Below are 16,317 nucleotides of genomic sequence, written 5' to 3' on the forward strand. Positions count from 1 at the left end.
CCAATTTAGCGATAAAGCCTTGTGCGGTCAATGCTATTTAAGAGTTTTGCATTGACAACTGTGGTATTGCCAATTGGATGAGAAGGTCGATCTATAAAGCTGCCGAATATAGTATCTTAAAAGCCAAATTGAGAAGTGCTGTATGACATCCTACGAGACGTCATGCTCATTTGGCATAAAAGATGAAAATCACGATATTAGTTGTCAATACCGTTTCACAATCAGGTATGATTAATTAGATAAATCGTAAAGTGATAAGGCTAAAAATAAGATGATAATTTTATGAAATAGTCATAAAAAGCAATTGCTTGCGTGGAAATTATTATTTTTTTAATCTTTTATTTTTGCGTTATTCTTCTTGCTTTAGAGGTGCTACCAACGGGGTTTTATACCATTATGAAATCAACTATCGAATTACTCGAGCACACGGATTTCCCAGCGATCAAACGTCGTGAGTTAACCACGCTACAGGTCAATATGGGTTACTTATGCAATATGTCTTGTGTGCATTGTCATGTGGCTGCCAGTCCTTACCGCACAGAGATGATGTCGCGTGAGCTGGTTGAGTTGATTCTAGAAGTCTTGCAAGCAAAAAATATCGAGACGCTTGATTTAACGGGCGGTGCGCCTGAGATGCACGAAGACTTTAAGTATTTGGTTACAGCCGCACGTGCCTTGGGTGTAACAGTAATTGATCGCTGTAATCTGACTATCCTGATGGAAGAAGGCTTTGAGGACATGGCACAGTTTTTGGCAGACAATGCGGTCGAAGTGGTGGCTTCTCTGCCATGTTATTCATTAGAAAATGTCGATAAGCAACGCGGTAAAGGCGCATTTGATGACAGTATATTGGGATTGCATAAGCTCAATGTGCTTGGCTACGGCAAAGTGGGTTCAAACTTAACGCTCAACCTCGTTTATAACCCGCAAGGTGCCACGCTGCCGCCCAATCAACAGCAGCTTGAAGCGGATTATAAGCGCGAGTTAAAAGCGCATTTTGATATCGAATTTCATCATTTATTTGCCTTGACCAATATGCCCATTCAGCGTTTTGGTGCGGTGCTATTGGCTAAAAACCAATTCCATCCCTATATGGATTTGCTCAAAGCCAATTACGTGGCCGCCAATTTAACCGAAGTCATGTGCCGATCGACCATCAGTGTTAATTGGTTAGGAGAGTTATTTGATTGTGACTTTAACCAGCAATTAGAGATTCCAGTGCCCAATAAGTCCCGTCGGCATCTAAGCGATTTATTAACACAAAATCCTGCTGGCGATGACATTGCTATTGCAGATCATTGCTATGGCTGTACGGCAGGGCAAGGAAGTAGCTGCGGTGGTGCGTTAGAAGAAGAGACAACAGATCAGACGATAGAAGAAATATCCTCGATTTAACCGGAGTCAATCATGTCAGTATTTAATAGTACAAGACTTAATAGTAAAAGCCTTTTTTTAAGCAGTGGTTTATTAATCAAAACGGCAGTGACCACTTCTATCCTGTTAGCCAGTATGGCAAGTTATGCGGATTTTAATCACAGCACTTGGGATAGTTTACTGAATAAAAACGTCACCATGACCAATGGTGGCAAAGCCTCAGTCGTTAATTACAACGGTATGAAAGCGGATCAAAGCAAACTTGATAGCTACATGGCGGCGACTGGTAAAATCAGCCAGTCGGAATTTAACGCTTGGAGTAAAGATGAGCAATTGGCATTTTTGATCAACGTCTATAACGCTGGCACTGTAGAGCTAGTCTTGACTAAATATCCTAACATCAAGTCGATTAAAGATATTGGCGGTATATTTGGTTCGCCATGGAAACAGGATTTCGTCATGCTATTAGACAAGAAGCGTTCGCTTGATGACATCGAGCACAATCTAATCCGTGGCTCTAAACGCTATAACGAACCACGTATTCACTTTGCAGTGAACTGTGCGAGCATCGGCTGTCCTGCGCTATTAAATGATGCTTTTACAGGGAGTAAATTAGATAAACAATTAGAGCAAGTGACGAGTAAATTCCTCGCGGATAGCAGTCGCAACCGTCTCAAAGGTAATACGTTAGAGATATCGCCAATTTTTAAATGGTATAAAGAAGACTTTGAAACTAACTGGCGCGGTACTAACGATTTAGAAGGGTTTTTGGCTCGTTACAGCTCGTCTTTAGGGCTTAACAAGTCGCAAACGGCTGAGCTAAAAGCAGGAAAAATGAAGATTGGCTATACCGATTATAATTGGAGCCTTAATAAGAAATAATGGTAACAACAAGTAAGAGTACTGCTAACTATGACAGCTATTGCGACGATTTCTATCATTATTCCAGTACTCAATGAGGCAAATAATTTGCCTTTATTGCTTGATAATATCAACAAGCTAAAGCCAAACCCGCAGCAAGTGATATTGGTCGATGGTGGTTCAAACGATGATTCTATTGGCATAATCCGCAGTTTTATTAATAAATTAATACCCGATAATGATCGTAAAATTGATTGGCAAATGACTGAGTCTAAAGCAGGGCGCGCGCTGCAAATGAATACAGGCGCAGCGTTAGCAACTAGCGATGTATTACTATTTTTGCACGCCGATACGAAATTGCCAATGGATGCTATAGAGAGTGTTTCTGAAGCGATGAAACGGGCAGAGTGGGGACGTTTTGATGTGCAAATAGATAGTCGTCAACCGACACTGCGATTGGTCAGTCAAATGATTAATTGGCGCTCACGGTTGAGCGGAATCGCGACAGGTGACCAAGCTATTTTTATTAGCCAGTTTTTATTTGAGCGAATTGGTAATTATCCTAACCAAGCGTTGATGGAAGATGTCGAGCTTTGCAAACAGCTAAAAGTTATTGCTAAACCTGCTTGTTTAAAAAGTAAAGTCATCACATCGGCAAGACGTTGGCAACAGCATGGCACTTGGCGGACGATTATTTTGATGTGGCATCTACGTTTTGATTATTGGCGCGGCGTATCAGCTGATAATATCAAAGCGCGTTATTATAAATAAAAGAATAAGCTCTTACAAAGAATAAGCTCTTACCATGAATCAAAACCAACAAACTTGCATTATTCTTTTCGCCAAGTTCCCCGCACAGGGCATGGCAAAAACGCGCTTGCAGCCAGCTCTTGGTATTGAAGGTGCAGCGAGAATGGCACGGCAATTACTTTTACATAGTATCGAGCAAGCTGTGGCCACGGGCTTTAGCATTGAGCTGTGTGTCAGCCCTGCGCCAAGCGATCCATGCTGGCAAACGCTTGGTTTGCCTGACTCGCTGCGATGGTCAGCGCAAGCAGATGGTGATTTGGGTTTGCGTATGTTAACCGCCAGTCAGCAAGCATTAGCACGTTTCGAGCACGTTATCTTGATAGGTACGGACTGTCCGAGTCTTACAACCATTCGTATTCGACAGGCTGCCCAGCAGTTAGAAACACAAGATAGCGTGATGATTCCCGCTTTTGATGGTGGCTATGCACTGTTTGGTTTTAAGCAAGTTGCTGCTCGTTTATTTAGCACTATCGAATGGAGTACGGCGAGCGTAGCAAAGGTTACTCAACAGCGCTTGGTAGAATTGAGCTGGTCTGTAAAGTTGTTAGCGCCTTTGCCTGATATCGATGAGCCTGAAGATTTACCGTATTTACCTGAAGATTGGCTTGATGATTAAAAGTTTATTGAGAACTAAAAATTGGTAACGTCTTATCATTTGAGATTTTTAGGTATGAAAAAGCCATCGAGCTATTTTGTTGACCCTATTAGGTTGATTATAGTTCGATGGCTTTTCGATAATCACAAATTGGTATCGTTAAGGCAATAATGCTGAAAGTCTGGTTTTAGTCTCTTCACTCATCGCCTCTACTGGCGTGACTAACGCTTGTGCTAAAGCATTATGAGCAATTGATTTAGGTCGTTCAGCAGCTAGTAGGGCGACCGCTTGCTTAATCACTGCTTGAGCGTTTTCAGCATTTTTTATTAGGTTTCTTATGGCATAGTCTGCACTAACGGCTTCTTCGGTAGGATGCCAACTATCAAAATCTGTGATCAATGCTAGCGTCGCGTAAGCCATACTCGCTTCACGTGCAAGCTTAGCCTCTGGCATATTGGTCATACCGATGATGTCCGCTTGCATCTGCCGATACCAGTGTGACTCTGCACGAGTGGAAAACTGCGGCCCTTCGATACAGATATAAGTGGCTTTTGCATGACATTGACCTTCGGCTATCTGCGCCTGAGTATAAGCACGCGTTAGAACATCCGCTACTTTAGGACATAAAGGATCAGCCATCGCGACGTGTGCCACTGCACCTTCCCCAAAAAAACTGCTGTTTCTATGCTTAGTCATATCGATCATTTGATTGGGAATGATCATATCTAAGGGTTTAAGCGCTTCTCTTAGCGACCCCACTGCCGATACCGAAATGACGTAGCGTACGCCCAAAGTTTTGAGGGCATAAATATTGGCACGATAAGGCACTTCGGAAGGGGTGAACTTATGACCTTGACCATGACGAGTTAGAAAGGCGACCTTTATGCCATTTAATTCACCTAAGACAATATCATCAGAGGGTTTGCCGTAAGGCGTCGATATGCTGACACTACGTTTATTGGTTAAATCTTGCATCTGATAAAGACCACTACCGCCAATGATGGCGATATAGGCAGATACCGATACCGATACTGCCGCTGACTTTTCTACACTAGATATTGTCATAAAGGTTTTCCCTATTTTTAGAGTAACAGATAACGGTGCCAAGATATGTGGTGACGAATTTGCAAATTTAGACGGGCTCTACTTTAAGTCAGCTGACTTACAAGACAACCGCTTAGGGTTTATATATAAAATATAATCAAGCCTACAGTATGGTAAAAATGCATTAAGAGCTAGCATCTAGTCATTTTATATCAGTATTTTTTGGTCAAATAACCTCGTTTGTATTTAGATGATTATAAAGGTTTACAATAGACACAGACTTTGGTTAAATGAATTGTCTAATGAAACATTGTTCCGCATAGCAAAACTTTATTTGGCTGTTGATTCATTATAAGAACGGCTGCTCCTTTACTTAAATAGCTTCGCATACAAAGTGTGAGTGTAGAGGGAATCTGGATGGCAGTTTATTTATAGCAAGAATTGCTATATTATTACAGGTCTGTAACGCATCACTATTGATATATTGATGTCGTTAAGTGTACTAACTCGATTATTTCAAGGATGAATTCAATGCTCAACTCTCTAAAATCTCCGTTACTTTTATCAGCAATGTTAAGCGCCACTTTAGGTCTGACAGCATGCTCATCACCAAGTTCAGAAAGTACAGACAGTACGGCAACAGATAGCGCTGCTACTGACACTGCCGCCGACAAGCTGGACACCAAGTTTCTTACCATCGCCACTGGCGGAGCATCTGGCCCTTATAACATCATCGGCACTTCATTATCAGAAGTCTATGTCAAAACCTTTGGGGTCAACTCAAAAACACAAACTACTGGGGCTTCAGTCGAAAATGTCAATCTATTGACCCAAGGTAAAGTTGATATGGTATTGGCGCTTAGTGATGTAGTCACCGACGCGGTCGAAGGCAAAAACAACTTTGATAAGCCAATAACCAACATCCAACAGATTGCAGTCTTGTACCCTAATGTGGTGCAAATTGTCACCACCAAAAAATCTGGCATCAAAAATATTGAAGACTTACGTGGTAAGCGCATCGCTGTGGGCGATCAAGGCTCTGGCACAGAAGTAAATGCTCGGACGCTATTAGAAGGGTTTGGTATCACATATGATGACGTTACCGTTGATTATTTAGGCTTTGCGGAAGCAGCGGACGGTATGAAAGCGGGTAAAATTGAAGCGGCTTTCTTTAGTAGTGGCCTGCCAAACTCTTCATTGATGGAGCTAGAGCAGGGTCTAGACTTACAGTTAATCACCATCAATCAAGACAAGCTAAAAGAAATCATCGCAACCAAGCCTTACTTTAAGACCTTTGAGATTCCTGCTGGCACTTATGGCAATGACGCCGCGATTCCAACCGCAGCAATCATGAATGCTCTATTGGTTAGCTCTGAGTTGTCTGAAGCAGATGGTTACAAGCTGACCAAAGCATTATTTGACAATTTAGACGGTCTAAAAACAGCGCACCAAGCGGCCAATGATATTAGCTTAGCAACCGCTCGTGAAGGTATGGTCGCTCCTATCCATCCTGGCGCTAAAAAGTACTATGATGAGCAAGCAGCTAAATAAGCGATTAGGGTTATTAATTGGCGTGGCAGGCATTGCCGCGCTGGTTTTTTTTACGCTATGGCATCTCTTTGTCCGTCAGCCTGTGGTGGAAGTGCGTGTCGCAGGCGTTGATGGTGCTAATGATAAAGTTTGCTACTTTGTCGAGCCAAATTTTCAATTGCGCTGGATACACTCTGTAGAAAAACAATGGTGGGAAGAGCAATACCAACGTATAGACAGCAGCAGTACAGAAGACGCTGAATTGCTGCTGACCACCACTTATTTTGAAGCTTTTGGGGCGGGCACACCCTCAACCGAAGCGCTTGCTACGATACAAAAACCTGACTATCTGGGTTATCAAATCAATGAGAAATTGCCTAAGCTTAATTGGGTGGTCTCACGGCTTACCAAAGGTGAGATTGACTATGGTAACTACCAGATGCTCATTCATCGCTGGGTGCCAGACTATTCTGAAGTAACGATCATGCCGAAAACGTATGGTTTCATTGATAGATTTAACAAGGATTTGTGTCATGAACTCCCAAGTGATGGATCACAATAATGTGACAACGATGTCAGATAACCATATCAATAACGACTTGCCTATACATTCCAACACGGATGCTGATACTCAGGTCGACGCTGAACTCGAGGCGCAAGCCCACAATAAAGCCATATTAGAAAAGTATGATAGAGAATCCATTACACGGCACATCACTCAAGGACCAGTGAAGTATTTTATCGCTGGACTTTGCATTTTATATTCACTGTTTCATTTATATATCACCTTTAATCCCATGCCAGCGCTGCTACAGCGCTCTGTACACGTGGGTATTGGTTTTGCCTTAATTTTCTTAATTTTTCCAGCGAGCAAAAAAAGCAGCCGTCAGCGCGTCGCATGGTATGACTGGATATGGTTTGCCCTGTCATTGTCTGGAATGGGCTATCTGATATATGAATATCAAGATATCGTGACCTCACGTGGCGGTATGGCCAATCAGATGGATGTGATATTTTCGCTGATTACAGTGGTCTGCGTATTAGAAGGCAGTCGCCGTATCACAGGTTGGATTTTACCGATATTGGCAGGGATATTTTTGGCGTATCCGTTTGTCAGCCATTTGGATTTTATGCCAGACCGGTTACTAACGCGTCCTTATGACATGGGTGATATCTTTGGTCAATTATTCCTAAAAACCGAAGGCTTATACTCTGTTGCGATTGGTGCATCGGTCACTTTTATCTTCTTATTCATTCTTTTTGGTGCATTCTTAGCCCGCTCGGGAATGGGACAACTGTTTAATGATTTGGCATTGGCCATCGCTGGTCATAAAAAGGGAGGTCCGGCAAAAGTAGCGGTGATTTCTAGTGGTTTTATGGGCAGTATTAATGGCTCTGCTTTGTCAAACGTCGTCAGTACTGGTGCCTTTACCATTCCGCTCATGAAAAAGGTTGGTTACCACAAAGATTTTGCCGGTGCCGTTGAGGCAAGTGCCTCTGTTGGCGGGCAAATATTACCGCCGATTATGGGTGCGAGTGCCTTTATCATGGCGGAGACAACAGGCTTGCCGTATAGCACAATTGCGTTGGCGGCCTTATTGCCAGCGATATTGTATTATCTGGGCGTCATTGCTCAGGTGCATTTTCGCGCTGGTCGTCGTGATCTAAAAGGTATCGCTAAAGAAAGCTTGCCAGCCGTGAAAGAAGTGTTAAAAGCCCGAGGTCATATGCTGCTACCGATTGTATTTTTGATTTTCTTATTAATCAGAAACGTGCCCGTCGGATATGCAGCGGCTTATACCATTGGTTTTACTGTCTTGGTCAGTATGCTGCGTAAAGAGACTAGGATGGGTTTCTCTGACATTTTGGGTGCATTAGAAGATGGCGCACGCCAGTCGCTCGCGGTAATGGCTGCCTGTGCAGTCGTCGGTATTATCATCGGAGTCGTGAGTCTAACCAGCTTTGGAACAGTGATGACCTCATCAATTGTCACACTTGGTGCAGGGTCATTATTTTTCACGCTCATTTTGACCATGCTTGCCTCGATGGTATTGGGCATGGGACTGCCGTCTATTCCTGCCTATATTATTACAGCAACGATGGCAGCACCAGCCTTAGCTGGCTTTGATATTCCAATTTTATCAGCGCATATGTTTGTTTTTTACTTTGGTATCTTTGCTAATATTACACCGCCTGTGTGTCTGGCAGCCTTTGCTGGTGCGGGTATATCTGGTGGCGATCCGATGAAGACAGGATTTTTATCGCTCAAACTGGCACTCGCCGGATTTATCGTGCCGTTTATGTTTATCTATAGTCCAGCGATGTTAATGATTGATCCTACTGGGCTTGCAGTAACTGCTAAGGACTTCCCGCTACCACCTATTATCGATATTATCACGGTAGTATTGACGTCGATTACGGGTGTTCTCGCACTTAGTGCGGCATTAGAGGGTTATTTTAAAAGCGATATGAGCCCAGTAACACGCGTTATTTTGGCAATCGGAGCTTTGCTGTTAATCTATCCTGGAATAACGACTGGTCTAGTGGGTGGCGTGATCGTTATTGCTATCGCCATCTTTAATACTAGAAATAGTGGCGAGCCAACGCCAACTTTAACCATTTAAGGCGTTGCGGTTGAAGGTTTTAATAATTCATCAAAGCTAAAAAAAGGGTGAATAACATAAGATGTTCTTCACCCTTTTTACATGCTCAACTTAATTTTTAAGCATTAGCTCATTAAACCCCGACACTTAGCAGCCAAGTTTGCCTTCTGCTGCCAATGCTTTTTTGCTACGAATCGGTGCAGGGCAGTCTTCGCCGTAATATTGACGATCGGCAAAGTAGCTTGAGCGTACCATTGGGCCTGCCCAAATGTTAAAGAAACCGATTTTTTTACCATAATCCATATAACGCTGGAACTCGTCTGGATGGACGTAACGATCGACAGGCGCGTGGTTTTTACTGGGTTGCAAATACTGACCAACCGTAATCATATCCACGTTATGTGCTTTTAGGTCATCAAGCAAAGCATAAATCTCTTCTTCAGTTTCACCAAGGCCAACCATAAAACCGCACTTGGTCGCGATATCAGGGCGACGCTCTTTATAGAGTTTGAGCAAATCTAACGAATGCTGATAGTCAGAGCCTGGGCGGAAGGCTTTATATAAACGAGGCACGGTTTCGATGTTATGGTTAAAGACATCGGGCGGTGTTTCAGTAAGCAAGTCTAGCGCGATATCCATACGACCACGGAAATCTGGTACTAATATTTCAATGAGGCAATTCGGGCTAAGTGCGCGAGATTCATTGAGCACTTCAACGAAATGCATCGCGCCGCCATCTTTTAGATCGTCACGATCCACAGAGGTGATTACCGCATACTTAAGCTGCAAACCTAAAATAGTCTCGGCAGTGTGACGCGGCTCATCTGCATCTAGCTCATTAGGACGACCATGACCGACGTCACAGAACGGACAGCGACGGGTACAGATATCACCCATAATCATAAAGGTCGCGGTGCCATCAGCGAAGCACTGCGGCAGGTTAGGGCAGGCCGCTTCCTCACAAACCGTGTATAGCTTTTGCTCACGCAAGGTGGCTTTGATACGAGCTACTTCAGCAGGCGAGGACATTTTAACCCGAATCCAATCTGGCTTTTTCTTGGCCTCGATGGTCGGAATCACTTTAATTGGGATACGGGCAACTTTATCGTAGCCACGTAGCTTTTCGCCTTGAATGGCTTTTTTAGGTTTGACCTTAGCAGCAGGCACATGTGTTTGTACGGCAGTTGTCATAATAAAGTATCTCTTAACCCTTTATAGTATAAGGGTTTATGGAATTATTAGAATGTGTTGTGAGTGAGGACATTATAGCAGAAACTTAGGGGCTAATTTTCAATGAATAATGTTTAACTGATCATTTTGAGGTGGATCATTAAGGCTACTATGGTTTGTCTTGCAACCGTAGTTTTAAATATCTATATCAATATCCAACTCATTCAGGGTTTCTATGGCAGCACGAAACGCTTCTTGAGTGGCAGGTGCCCCGCAATAAGGCAAGCTGTGCATTAATACTTCTCGAATCTCAGCGACACTTGCGCCATTATTGATGGCACCTCGAATGTGCCCTTTTAGCTCAGTTGGACTTTTTTGCGCAATTAAAAAAGCAATGGTGATTAATGAGCGATATTTGCGCGGCAATACTGAGTCATCTTGCCATGTGCTGCCCCAAGCGTGTTCGATAATCCAGTCTTGTAATGGTTGGGTAAATCCAGTCGCGCTATCCAGTGAACGTTTGACATGTTGCTCACCCATTACCTCGGTGCGAACTTTTAGACCGTTTTGATAATTAGAGTTGCTCTTTATATGGCTGTTTTCCATATCGCTGTTTTCTCTATTTTTGTTTTGCATTGCACTACTATCCATATCATCATCCTTAATGTTTATTCATTTAGTATATGGTTAATAAAAGCTGTTTTTTCAAGCGTTATTTTTCTAAGTGATATTTTCTCTAAGCTATCGTATCAAGATGATATTTTATCAAATAATATCCTATAAAGCGTCTAGCAGTCACAGCGTATGTATTTACTCATAAATCGAGCGGTGCTTGACTAAAATGACAAGCTATATATCGATTGTGCAAGGCTGCTCAATCATATTGTTGATGGTACTATTTATATAATAAATGTTCAATATGACCCCTTTATAATCGCTTTATGAGCCTTTTAAAGGCTGAGCCATTAACATTTAGGGCGTTTTAAGCTATGATTGCACCAATAATTATTTCATCTAGTATATAGACGCAGGCGGTCATGCTGACTACCCACGTAATGTACTAATACCCCCAACTGACGAGGACGACTATTGTGTTAGAAGCTTATCGTAAACATGTCGAAGAACGTGCTGAGCTAGGAACGGTTCCGCTACCACTGAATGAAAAACAAGTAGCAGAGTTGGTCGAACTACTAAAGAATCCACCAGCAGGCGAAGATGCGTTCTTGATGAACCTGCTAGAAAACCGTATTCCTGCTGGCGTTGACCAAGCGGCATACGTTAAAGCGGCGTTTTTAGCAGCGATCCTTAAGGGTGAAACCTCTTCACCACTTATTAGCAAGCAAAAAGCGGTTCAAATCCTAGGCACGATGCAAGGTGGCTATAACGTTCAGCCATTGGTTGCGGCACTGGATGACGCGGAAGTGGCACAAGACGCTGCTGAAGCGTTGAAAAAGACGTTACTGGTATTTGACGCGTTCAATGACGTGACTGAAAAAGCAGAAGCGGGCAATGCTATCGCTAAAGAAGTGGTTCAATCTTGGGCTGACGCTGAATGGTTCTTGAACCGTGATGCTGTACCAGAAAAGACCACTTACACGACGTTTAAAGTGACTGGCGAAACCAACACCGATGACTTGTCGCCTGCGCAAGATGCGTGGAGCCGCCCTGATATCCCATTGCATTCATTAGCCATGCACAAAAACTCTCGCGACGGCATCACTGCTGACGAAGAGGGCGTTGTCGGTCCAATGAAGCAAATCGAAGCATTAAAAGAAAAAGGCCATCCACTCGCTTATGTTGGTGACGTGGTAGGTACAGGCTCTAGCCGTAAGTCTGCAACCAACTCAGTATTGTGGCTCATGGGCGATGATATCCCTAACGTGCCAAACAAACGTGGCGGCGGTCTAGTACTTGGTAACAATATTGCACCTATCTTCTTTAACACCATGGAAGATTCTGGCGCATTGCCAATCGAAAAAGTAGCCGTTGATAACCTAAACATGGGTGATGTGTTTGACATCTATCCTTATGAAGGCAAAATCACTAAGCATGATTCTGATGAAGTATTGTCTACATTCAAATTGAACTCACCAACATTGCTTGATGAAGTTCGTGCTGGCGGTCGTATTCCATTGATCGTTGGTCGTGGTTTGACCAATCGTGCTCGCGCATACATGGGTCTTGGACATTCAGATATCTTTGCTAAGCCAGAAGAGCCAGTTGATACGGGTAAAGGCTTTACCCTAGCGCAAAAAATGGTCGGTAAAGCTTGTGGTCTAGAAGGCGTACGTCCGGGCATGTACTGTGAGCCTAAAATGACGACTGTAGGATCGCAGGATACTACTGGTCCGATGACTCGTGATGAGCTAAAAGATTTGGCTTGCCTAGGTTTCCAAGCAGACTTAGTAATGCAGTCATTCTGTCACACTGCCGCTTATCCAAAGCCAGTTGACGTTGAAACTCAGCACACACTACCTGACTTTATCATGAACCGTGGCGGCGTAAGCTTACGTCCTGGTGATGGTATCATTCATAGCTGGTTGAACCGTATGCTACTTCCAGATACCGTTGGTACTGGTGGTGACTCGCATACGCGTTTCCCAATGGGTATCTCATTCCCAGCAGGTTCTGGTTTAGTAGCATTCGCAGCAGCGACTGGTGTTATGCCACTTGATATGCCTGAATCTGTCCGTGTACGCTTCGTTGGCGAACGTCAGGCTGGTATCACGCTACGTGACCTAGTACATGCGATTCCTTATCAAGCGATTAAAGAAGGTCTATTGACCGTTGATAAGAAAGGCAAAATCAACGAGTTCAATGGTCGTATTCTTGAAATCGAAGGTCTAGAAGACTTGACCGCTGAGCAAGCATTTGAGTTATCTGATGCCTCAGCTGAGCGTAGTGCTGCTGGTTGTACCATCACTTTGTCTGAAGCGTCAGTGACTGAGTACTTAAACTCAAACATTACCCTTCTAAAATGGATGATCTCAGAAGGCTATGGCGATGCGCGTACTATCAGCCGTCGTATCGAGCAGATGCAAGAATGGCTAGCGAACCCAAGCCTATTACGCGCTGATGCTGATGCTGAATACGCCATCGATATGACTATCGATATGAGCACTATCAAAGAGCCTATCCTTTGCTGCCCGAACGATCCAGACGATGCAAAAACATTGGCTGATGTCGCTGGCGATACCATTGATGAAGTGTTCATTGGTTCATGTATGACCAACATTGGTCATTTCCGCGCTGCGGGTAAACTGCTACAAGACGTACCAGCAGGTAGTTTGAAAACTCGTCTATGGATTGCGCCGCCGACTAAGATGGATGCGCGTCAGTTGATGGAAGAAGGTTACTACAATATCTACGCTCAAGCAGGCGCTCGTACTGAGATGCCAGGTTGTTCACTATGTATGGGTAACCAAGCACGTATCGCACCGAAATCTACGGCGGTATCGACGTCAACTCGTAACTTCCCAAACCGTCTAGGTCAAGGTGCTAACGTATACCTAGCTTCTGCAGAGCTTGCAGCCGTAGCAGCGGTACTTGGTAAATTGCCAACCAACGAAGAATATCAGCAGTACGCTGGTATGCTGGATAGCATGGGCGAAGAAGTGTATCAGTACATGAACTTCGATCGTATGGATTCTTATACTGAAGAAGCTGACAAAATTAACGTTGCTCAATTGACCTAGTATTGGTTCAAGCTTAAGTTAAACGTTTTTAAGTTCTAAAAATAAACCCCGTATCGTGATGATGCGGGGTTTTTTGGTTTATTAATATGACATTATTTCTTTATTAGTAAGTCCGTATAAGATTTTATAGACTAATATAGTTTTGTAATAAAATATTCTCAAGTAATTGTTTATAGGATTTCAATATAGTGCGACATAAGTTGACGTATAGTATTTTCTCTTAGTTGATTCCAAAAATAATTTAAATTATATTGATAGAGAATCAGAGTACGTATATAAAAATTTTAGTTACAAATAACAAGAGTAGGTCATATGAACGAAATTATAGTTGTACTGCAGATACTATCTTTACTAGGTATTGCGAGCTTATTTATGTTTAGGAAATATTTGTTTTATTATTCTTCGGAAAAAGGAAAAAACCTTGCTACTAAGGAAGATATAAAGGAAATAACTAGAGAAATAGAAAGCGTGAAATCTGAATATTTAGTGGAACTTGAAAAATTTAAGATTGAACTTTCAGAGTCGTTACATCAAAAGAATGAAGTATGGATAATGAAAAGAAATGCTTGCTTAAAAGCTCTTGATTTAGCCAATGCTATTTTAAGTAATTATGAATACTCTAATGTATCTAAAGAAAATATGGTTCCGCAGCGTGAAAGTATTGAGTCTGCACGCTCATGTTTTAATGAGCTAGCTTGTACTTGTGAAAGTTCAGAAGTAATTGAACAGTTGAAAAAAATAATGTTTGATGTTGGTAGTCTTGATTCGATTGTAGATCTAAGAGTAGCAGTTCGTAAAGAGCTTGGATTTGACAATACATCAATTGATATTGACCGAGAGCGTGCATTTCTTGGTAAAATAAACTGTGATATTGATAGAAGTTAAGTATACTAAATTGCTGCAATGGAAACCCCGTATCGTCATGATGCGGGGTTTTTCTATAGTCTTCTATGAATAGGCAGTCTGGTTTTTTATGGTGCCTTATGTATACTATAAGGGCAGGCGGAAACCGTGGCTCTGTACTGAATCGATCTTTTCTATTTCGGGACGGACCGATACTTTGATAGGCACTTTTTGTTTATGCTTAAGTGCACTGGAGTTTTGGTTGATTACTTTATCCCCACTCAAACGTCGTATCGTCTATGTGACTATTTTCGAGCTTATCGCTATTATTTCTTCTACTTTTGTATTGATGAAACTCAGCGGTAGCGACGCGGCAGAATCATTACCAGTTGCTGTGATGGTGTCATTGGCAGCAGTGATTTGGAACTTCTTATACAATACAGCTTTTGAAGCGTGGGAACGTCGTAAGCATGTGGCAAAGCGCACCTTACTTATTCGCAGTGCGCATGCATTAGGGTTTGAAGGCGGCTTGGTATTGATTTGCTTACCGCTATATATGATTTGGTATGACGTTGGTTTAATCAAGGCCTTTATGATGGAGGCGGCGTTACTGCTATTTTTCTTGGTTTATACCTTTATCTTTACCTTGGGTTTTGACAAGATATTTAGCTTACCGCATCACTATAAGACAGCCTCTGATTCTTAAGAGTTAGAAGTGTTAATTAAAGATATGTTTAATACGGAATTTTCTTGATATTGTATGACCTAAAAAAAAGGCTGCCATTAGGCAGCCTTTTTGATGATAGCGCAAAAAAGAGTGTGATCAGGTTATTATTTACCTTGATAAACAGGCTTACGTTTTTCCATAAATGCGGTAATACCTTCTTTAAAATCATCCGTTTTAGCAAGCATGGTCTGTTGATCCACTTCCATATCGAGCGCTTCATTGAGACCCATATAAGCGTGCGTATTAATCATATGCTTCATTGATGCCAATGCTTTTCCGGGCAGATTGCTCAGGCGCGTTGCCAATGCCAATACGCTAGCATCCAGCTCGTCGCTACTGACCACATCATTAACCAAGTTTAAGCGTGCCATATCTTCCGCTTTGAGTTTATCGCCAAGCATGACCATCTCAGTGGTTTTTGCCACACCGATCAATTGATTCAGTAAATAAATGCCGCCAGCATCTGGTATTAGACCGATATTGACAAAGGCTTGCACGAATTTGGCATTATCAGCGGCTATGCGAAAATCACAAGTCAGTGCCAAGTTCATGCCAGCACCTGCCACTGCGCCTTCTAATTTAGCGATAATAGGCTTATGAATATTACGCAACTTTAAGCTAATCTCAGCGACTTCGCCAACCATAAAATTTAGCTTATTCGACAGCGCCTCGCTTTCCATGCCGTTTTCTAACATCTCACCGATATGACCGCCACTTGAAAAGTTATTGCCTGCGCCTTGCAGGATGATAACTCTGACGTCTTTATCTTCATCTGCATTCGTCAATGCATTCATCATGGCATCTTTGAGCACTGTGCTAAAGGCATTCAGTGTTTTGGGATCGTTCATCGTGATGGTTGCGATATGGTTTTCTACTTGATATTCGACGAGAGGGTGTGACATGGTTGATATCCTTAATTGAGTTTTCTATAAAACATTTTTGGTAACACTAGGGCGTGTCCCTAATTCAGTTTGCAATGAATCATAGTACAAGCTAGATACAGCATAGACTTATAATTACGAGCCAATTTCTCGTATCTAGTCGCAATACTACGGAAGTGCTTTA

14 protein-coding genes and 1 pseudogene are annotated in these 16,317 nt (G+C 42.6%); 10 read left to right on the plus strand and 5 right to left on the minus strand.

The features are described 5' to 3' along the window. Nucleotides 1–396: 396 nt before the first annotated feature. Genes arsS through ACP7AE_RS12520 form a run of 4 tightly spaced genes read left to right on the plus strand, consistent with a single transcriptional unit; the run spans nt 397 to nt 3,661 of the window. Nucleotides 397–1,395, plus strand: coding sequence for an arsenosugar biosynthesis radical SAM (seleno)protein ArsS (gene arsS, locus ACP7AE_RS12505; RefSeq protein WP_426243422.1), 999 nt, complete (start codon nt 397–399; stop codon nt 1,393–1,395). A gap of 12 nt (nt 1,396–1,407) precedes the next feature. Next, entirely contained in the window at nt 1,408–2,256 is an 849-nt protein-coding gene (locus tag ACP7AE_RS12510) for a DUF547 domain-containing protein (protein ID WP_426243424.1), read from the plus strand. 30 nt (nt 2,257–2,286) lie between these two features. Further along, nucleotides 2,287–3,006 carry a TIGR04283 family arsenosugar biosynthesis glycosyltransferase gene (locus ACP7AE_RS12515; protein WP_201539942.1) on the plus strand — a complete coding sequence of 240 codons (720 nt, stop codon included), beginning with the start codon at nt 2,287–2,289 and terminating at the stop codon, nt 3,004–3,006. A gap of 34 nt (nt 3,007–3,040) precedes the next feature. Beyond that, nucleotides 3,041–3,661, plus strand: coding sequence for a TIGR04282 family arsenosugar biosynthesis glycosyltransferase (locus tag ACP7AE_RS12520; protein ID WP_426243426.1), 621 nt, complete (start codon nt 3,041–3,043; stop codon nt 3,659–3,661). A gap of 138 nt (nt 3,662–3,799) precedes the next feature. Here ACP7AE_RS12520 and mtnP read toward each other — a convergent pair whose 3' ends face one another. Beyond that, nucleotides 3,800–4,705: an S-methyl-5'-thioadenosine phosphorylase gene (gene mtnP, locus ACP7AE_RS12525; RefSeq protein ID WP_426243428.1), complete on the minus strand. Its 906-nt coding sequence runs from the start codon at nt 4,703–4,705 to the stop codon at nt 3,800–3,802. 510 nt (nt 4,706–5,215) lie between these two features. On the opposite strand from mtnP, the gene ACP7AE_RS12530 reads away from it, so the two are divergent. The 3 genes from ACP7AE_RS12530 to ACP7AE_RS12540 are packed head-to-tail and all read left to right on the plus strand — an operon-like array spanning nt 5,216 to nt 8,838. Then, nucleotides 5,216–6,235, plus strand: a complete 1,020-nt coding sequence (locus ACP7AE_RS12530) for a TAXI family TRAP transporter solute-binding subunit (RefSeq protein WP_238035008.1) — start codon at nt 5,216–5,218, stop codon at nt 6,233–6,235. After that, entirely contained in the window at nt 6,216–6,776 is a 561-nt protein-coding gene (locus tag ACP7AE_RS12535) for a DUF1850 domain-containing protein (RefSeq protein WP_227676411.1), read from the plus strand. Before ACP7AE_RS12530 ends, ACP7AE_RS12535 begins: the two co-directional genes overlap by 20 nt. After that, nucleotides 6,748–8,838, plus strand: coding sequence for a TRAP transporter permease (locus tag ACP7AE_RS12540; protein ID WP_426243431.1), 2,091 nt, complete (start codon nt 6,748–6,750; stop codon nt 8,836–8,838). The genes ACP7AE_RS12535 and ACP7AE_RS12540 overlap by 29 nt, the downstream gene beginning before the upstream one ends. Before the next feature lie 126 nt (nt 8,839–8,964). Here ACP7AE_RS12540 and lipA read toward each other — a convergent pair whose 3' ends face one another. Both lipA and ACP7AE_RS12550 read right to left on the minus strand, forming a co-directional pair. Next, a complete protein-coding gene (gene lipA, locus ACP7AE_RS12545) occupies nt 8,965–10,008 on the minus strand; it encodes a lipoyl synthase (RefSeq protein WP_055123860.1) in 1,044 nt (347 codons plus the stop codon). A gap of 174 nt (nt 10,009–10,182) precedes the next feature. Continuing rightward, the gene (locus tag ACP7AE_RS12550) at nt 10,183–10,593 is read right to left on the minus strand and encodes a carboxymuconolactone decarboxylase family protein (protein ID WP_426243437.1); all 411 of its coding nucleotides are present in this window, start codon (nt 10,591–10,593) and stop codon (nt 10,183–10,185) included. A gap of 485 nt (nt 10,594–11,078) precedes the next feature. Between ACP7AE_RS12550 and acnB the strand changes: the two genes are divergently transcribed. The 3 genes from acnB to ACP7AE_RS12565 all read left to right on the plus strand — a co-directional run bounded on the left by acnB (nt 11,079) and on the right by ACP7AE_RS12565 (nt 15,231). After that, on the plus strand, nt 11,079–13,682 hold the full coding sequence (gene acnB, locus ACP7AE_RS12555) for a bifunctional aconitate hydratase 2/2-methylisocitrate dehydratase (RefSeq protein ID WP_055123861.1): 2,604 nt from the start codon (nt 11,079–11,081) through the stop codon (nt 13,680–13,682). Nucleotides 13,683–13,994: 312 nt separating this feature from the next. After that, a complete protein-coding gene (locus ACP7AE_RS12560; protein WP_426243433.1) occupies nt 13,995–14,567 on the plus strand; it encodes a hypothetical protein in 573 nt (190 codons plus the stop codon). Between the two features lie 220 nt (nt 14,568–14,787). Further along, nucleotides 14,788–15,231 carry a PACE efflux transporter gene (locus tag ACP7AE_RS12565; protein WP_426243435.1) on the plus strand — a complete coding sequence of 148 codons (444 nt, stop codon included), beginning with the start codon at nt 14,788–14,790 and terminating at the stop codon, nt 15,229–15,231. Between the two features lie 125 nt (nt 15,232–15,356). Here ACP7AE_RS12565 and ACP7AE_RS12570 read toward each other — a convergent pair whose 3' ends face one another. Continuing rightward, on the minus strand, nt 15,357–16,154 hold the full coding sequence (locus tag ACP7AE_RS12570) for an enoyl-CoA hydratase/isomerase family protein (protein ID WP_055123862.1): 798 nt from the start codon (nt 16,152–16,154) through the stop codon (nt 15,357–15,359). Between the two features lie 59 nt (nt 16,155–16,213). After that, nucleotides 16,214–16,317: pseudogene (locus ACP7AE_RS12575) on the minus strand (IS5/IS1182 family transposase); the annotation flags it as partial.

The organism is Psychrobacter sp. TWP2-1-2 (assembly GCF_049896785.1).
Taxonomy (GTDB): domain Bacteria; phylum Pseudomonadota; class Gammaproteobacteria; order Pseudomonadales; family Moraxellaceae; genus Psychrobacter.

What these genes read in the sequence shown, in the direction of transcription:
- arsS (WP_426243422.1), top strand. Translation starts at nt 397, where the DNA reads ATGAAATCAACTATCGAATTACTCGAGCACACGGATTTCCCAGCGATC.
- ACP7AE_RS12510 (WP_426243424.1), top strand. Translation starts at nt 1,408, where the DNA reads ATGTCAGTATTTAATAGTACAAGACTTAATAGTAAAAGCCTTTTTTTA.
- ACP7AE_RS12515 (WP_201539942.1), top strand. Translation starts at nt 2,287, where the DNA reads ATGACAGCTATTGCGACGATTTCTATCATTATTCCAGTACTCAATGAG.
- ACP7AE_RS12520 (WP_426243426.1), top strand. Translation starts at nt 3,041, where the DNA reads ATGAATCAAAACCAACAAACTTGCATTATTCTTTTCGCCAAGTTCCCC.
- mtnP (WP_426243428.1), bottom strand. Translation starts at nt 4,705, where the DNA reads ATGACAATATCTAGTGTAGAAAAGTCAGCGGCAGTATCGGTATCGGTA.
- ACP7AE_RS12530 (WP_238035008.1), top strand. Translation starts at nt 5,216, where the DNA reads ATGCTCAACTCTCTAAAATCTCCGTTACTTTTATCAGCAATGTTAAGC.
- ACP7AE_RS12535 (WP_227676411.1), top strand. Translation starts at nt 6,216, where the DNA reads ATGAGCAAGCAGCTAAATAAGCGATTAGGGTTATTAATTGGCGTGGCA.
- ACP7AE_RS12540 (WP_426243431.1), top strand. Translation starts at nt 6,748, where the DNA reads ATGAACTCCCAAGTGATGGATCACAATAATGTGACAACGATGTCAGAT.
- lipA (WP_055123860.1), bottom strand. Translation starts at nt 10,008, where the DNA reads ATGACAACTGCCGTACAAACACATGTGCCTGCTGCTAAGGTCAAACCT.
- ACP7AE_RS12550 (WP_426243437.1), bottom strand. Translation starts at nt 10,593, where the DNA reads ATGGAAAACAGCCATATAAAGAGCAACTCTAATTATCAAAACGGTCTA.
- ACP7AE_RS12560 (WP_426243433.1), top strand. Translation starts at nt 13,995, where the DNA reads ATGAACGAAATTATAGTTGTACTGCAGATACTATCTTTACTAGGTATT.
- ACP7AE_RS12570 (WP_055123862.1), bottom strand. Translation starts at nt 16,154, where the DNA reads ATGTCACACCCTCTCGTCGAATATCAAGTAGAAAACCATATCGCAACC.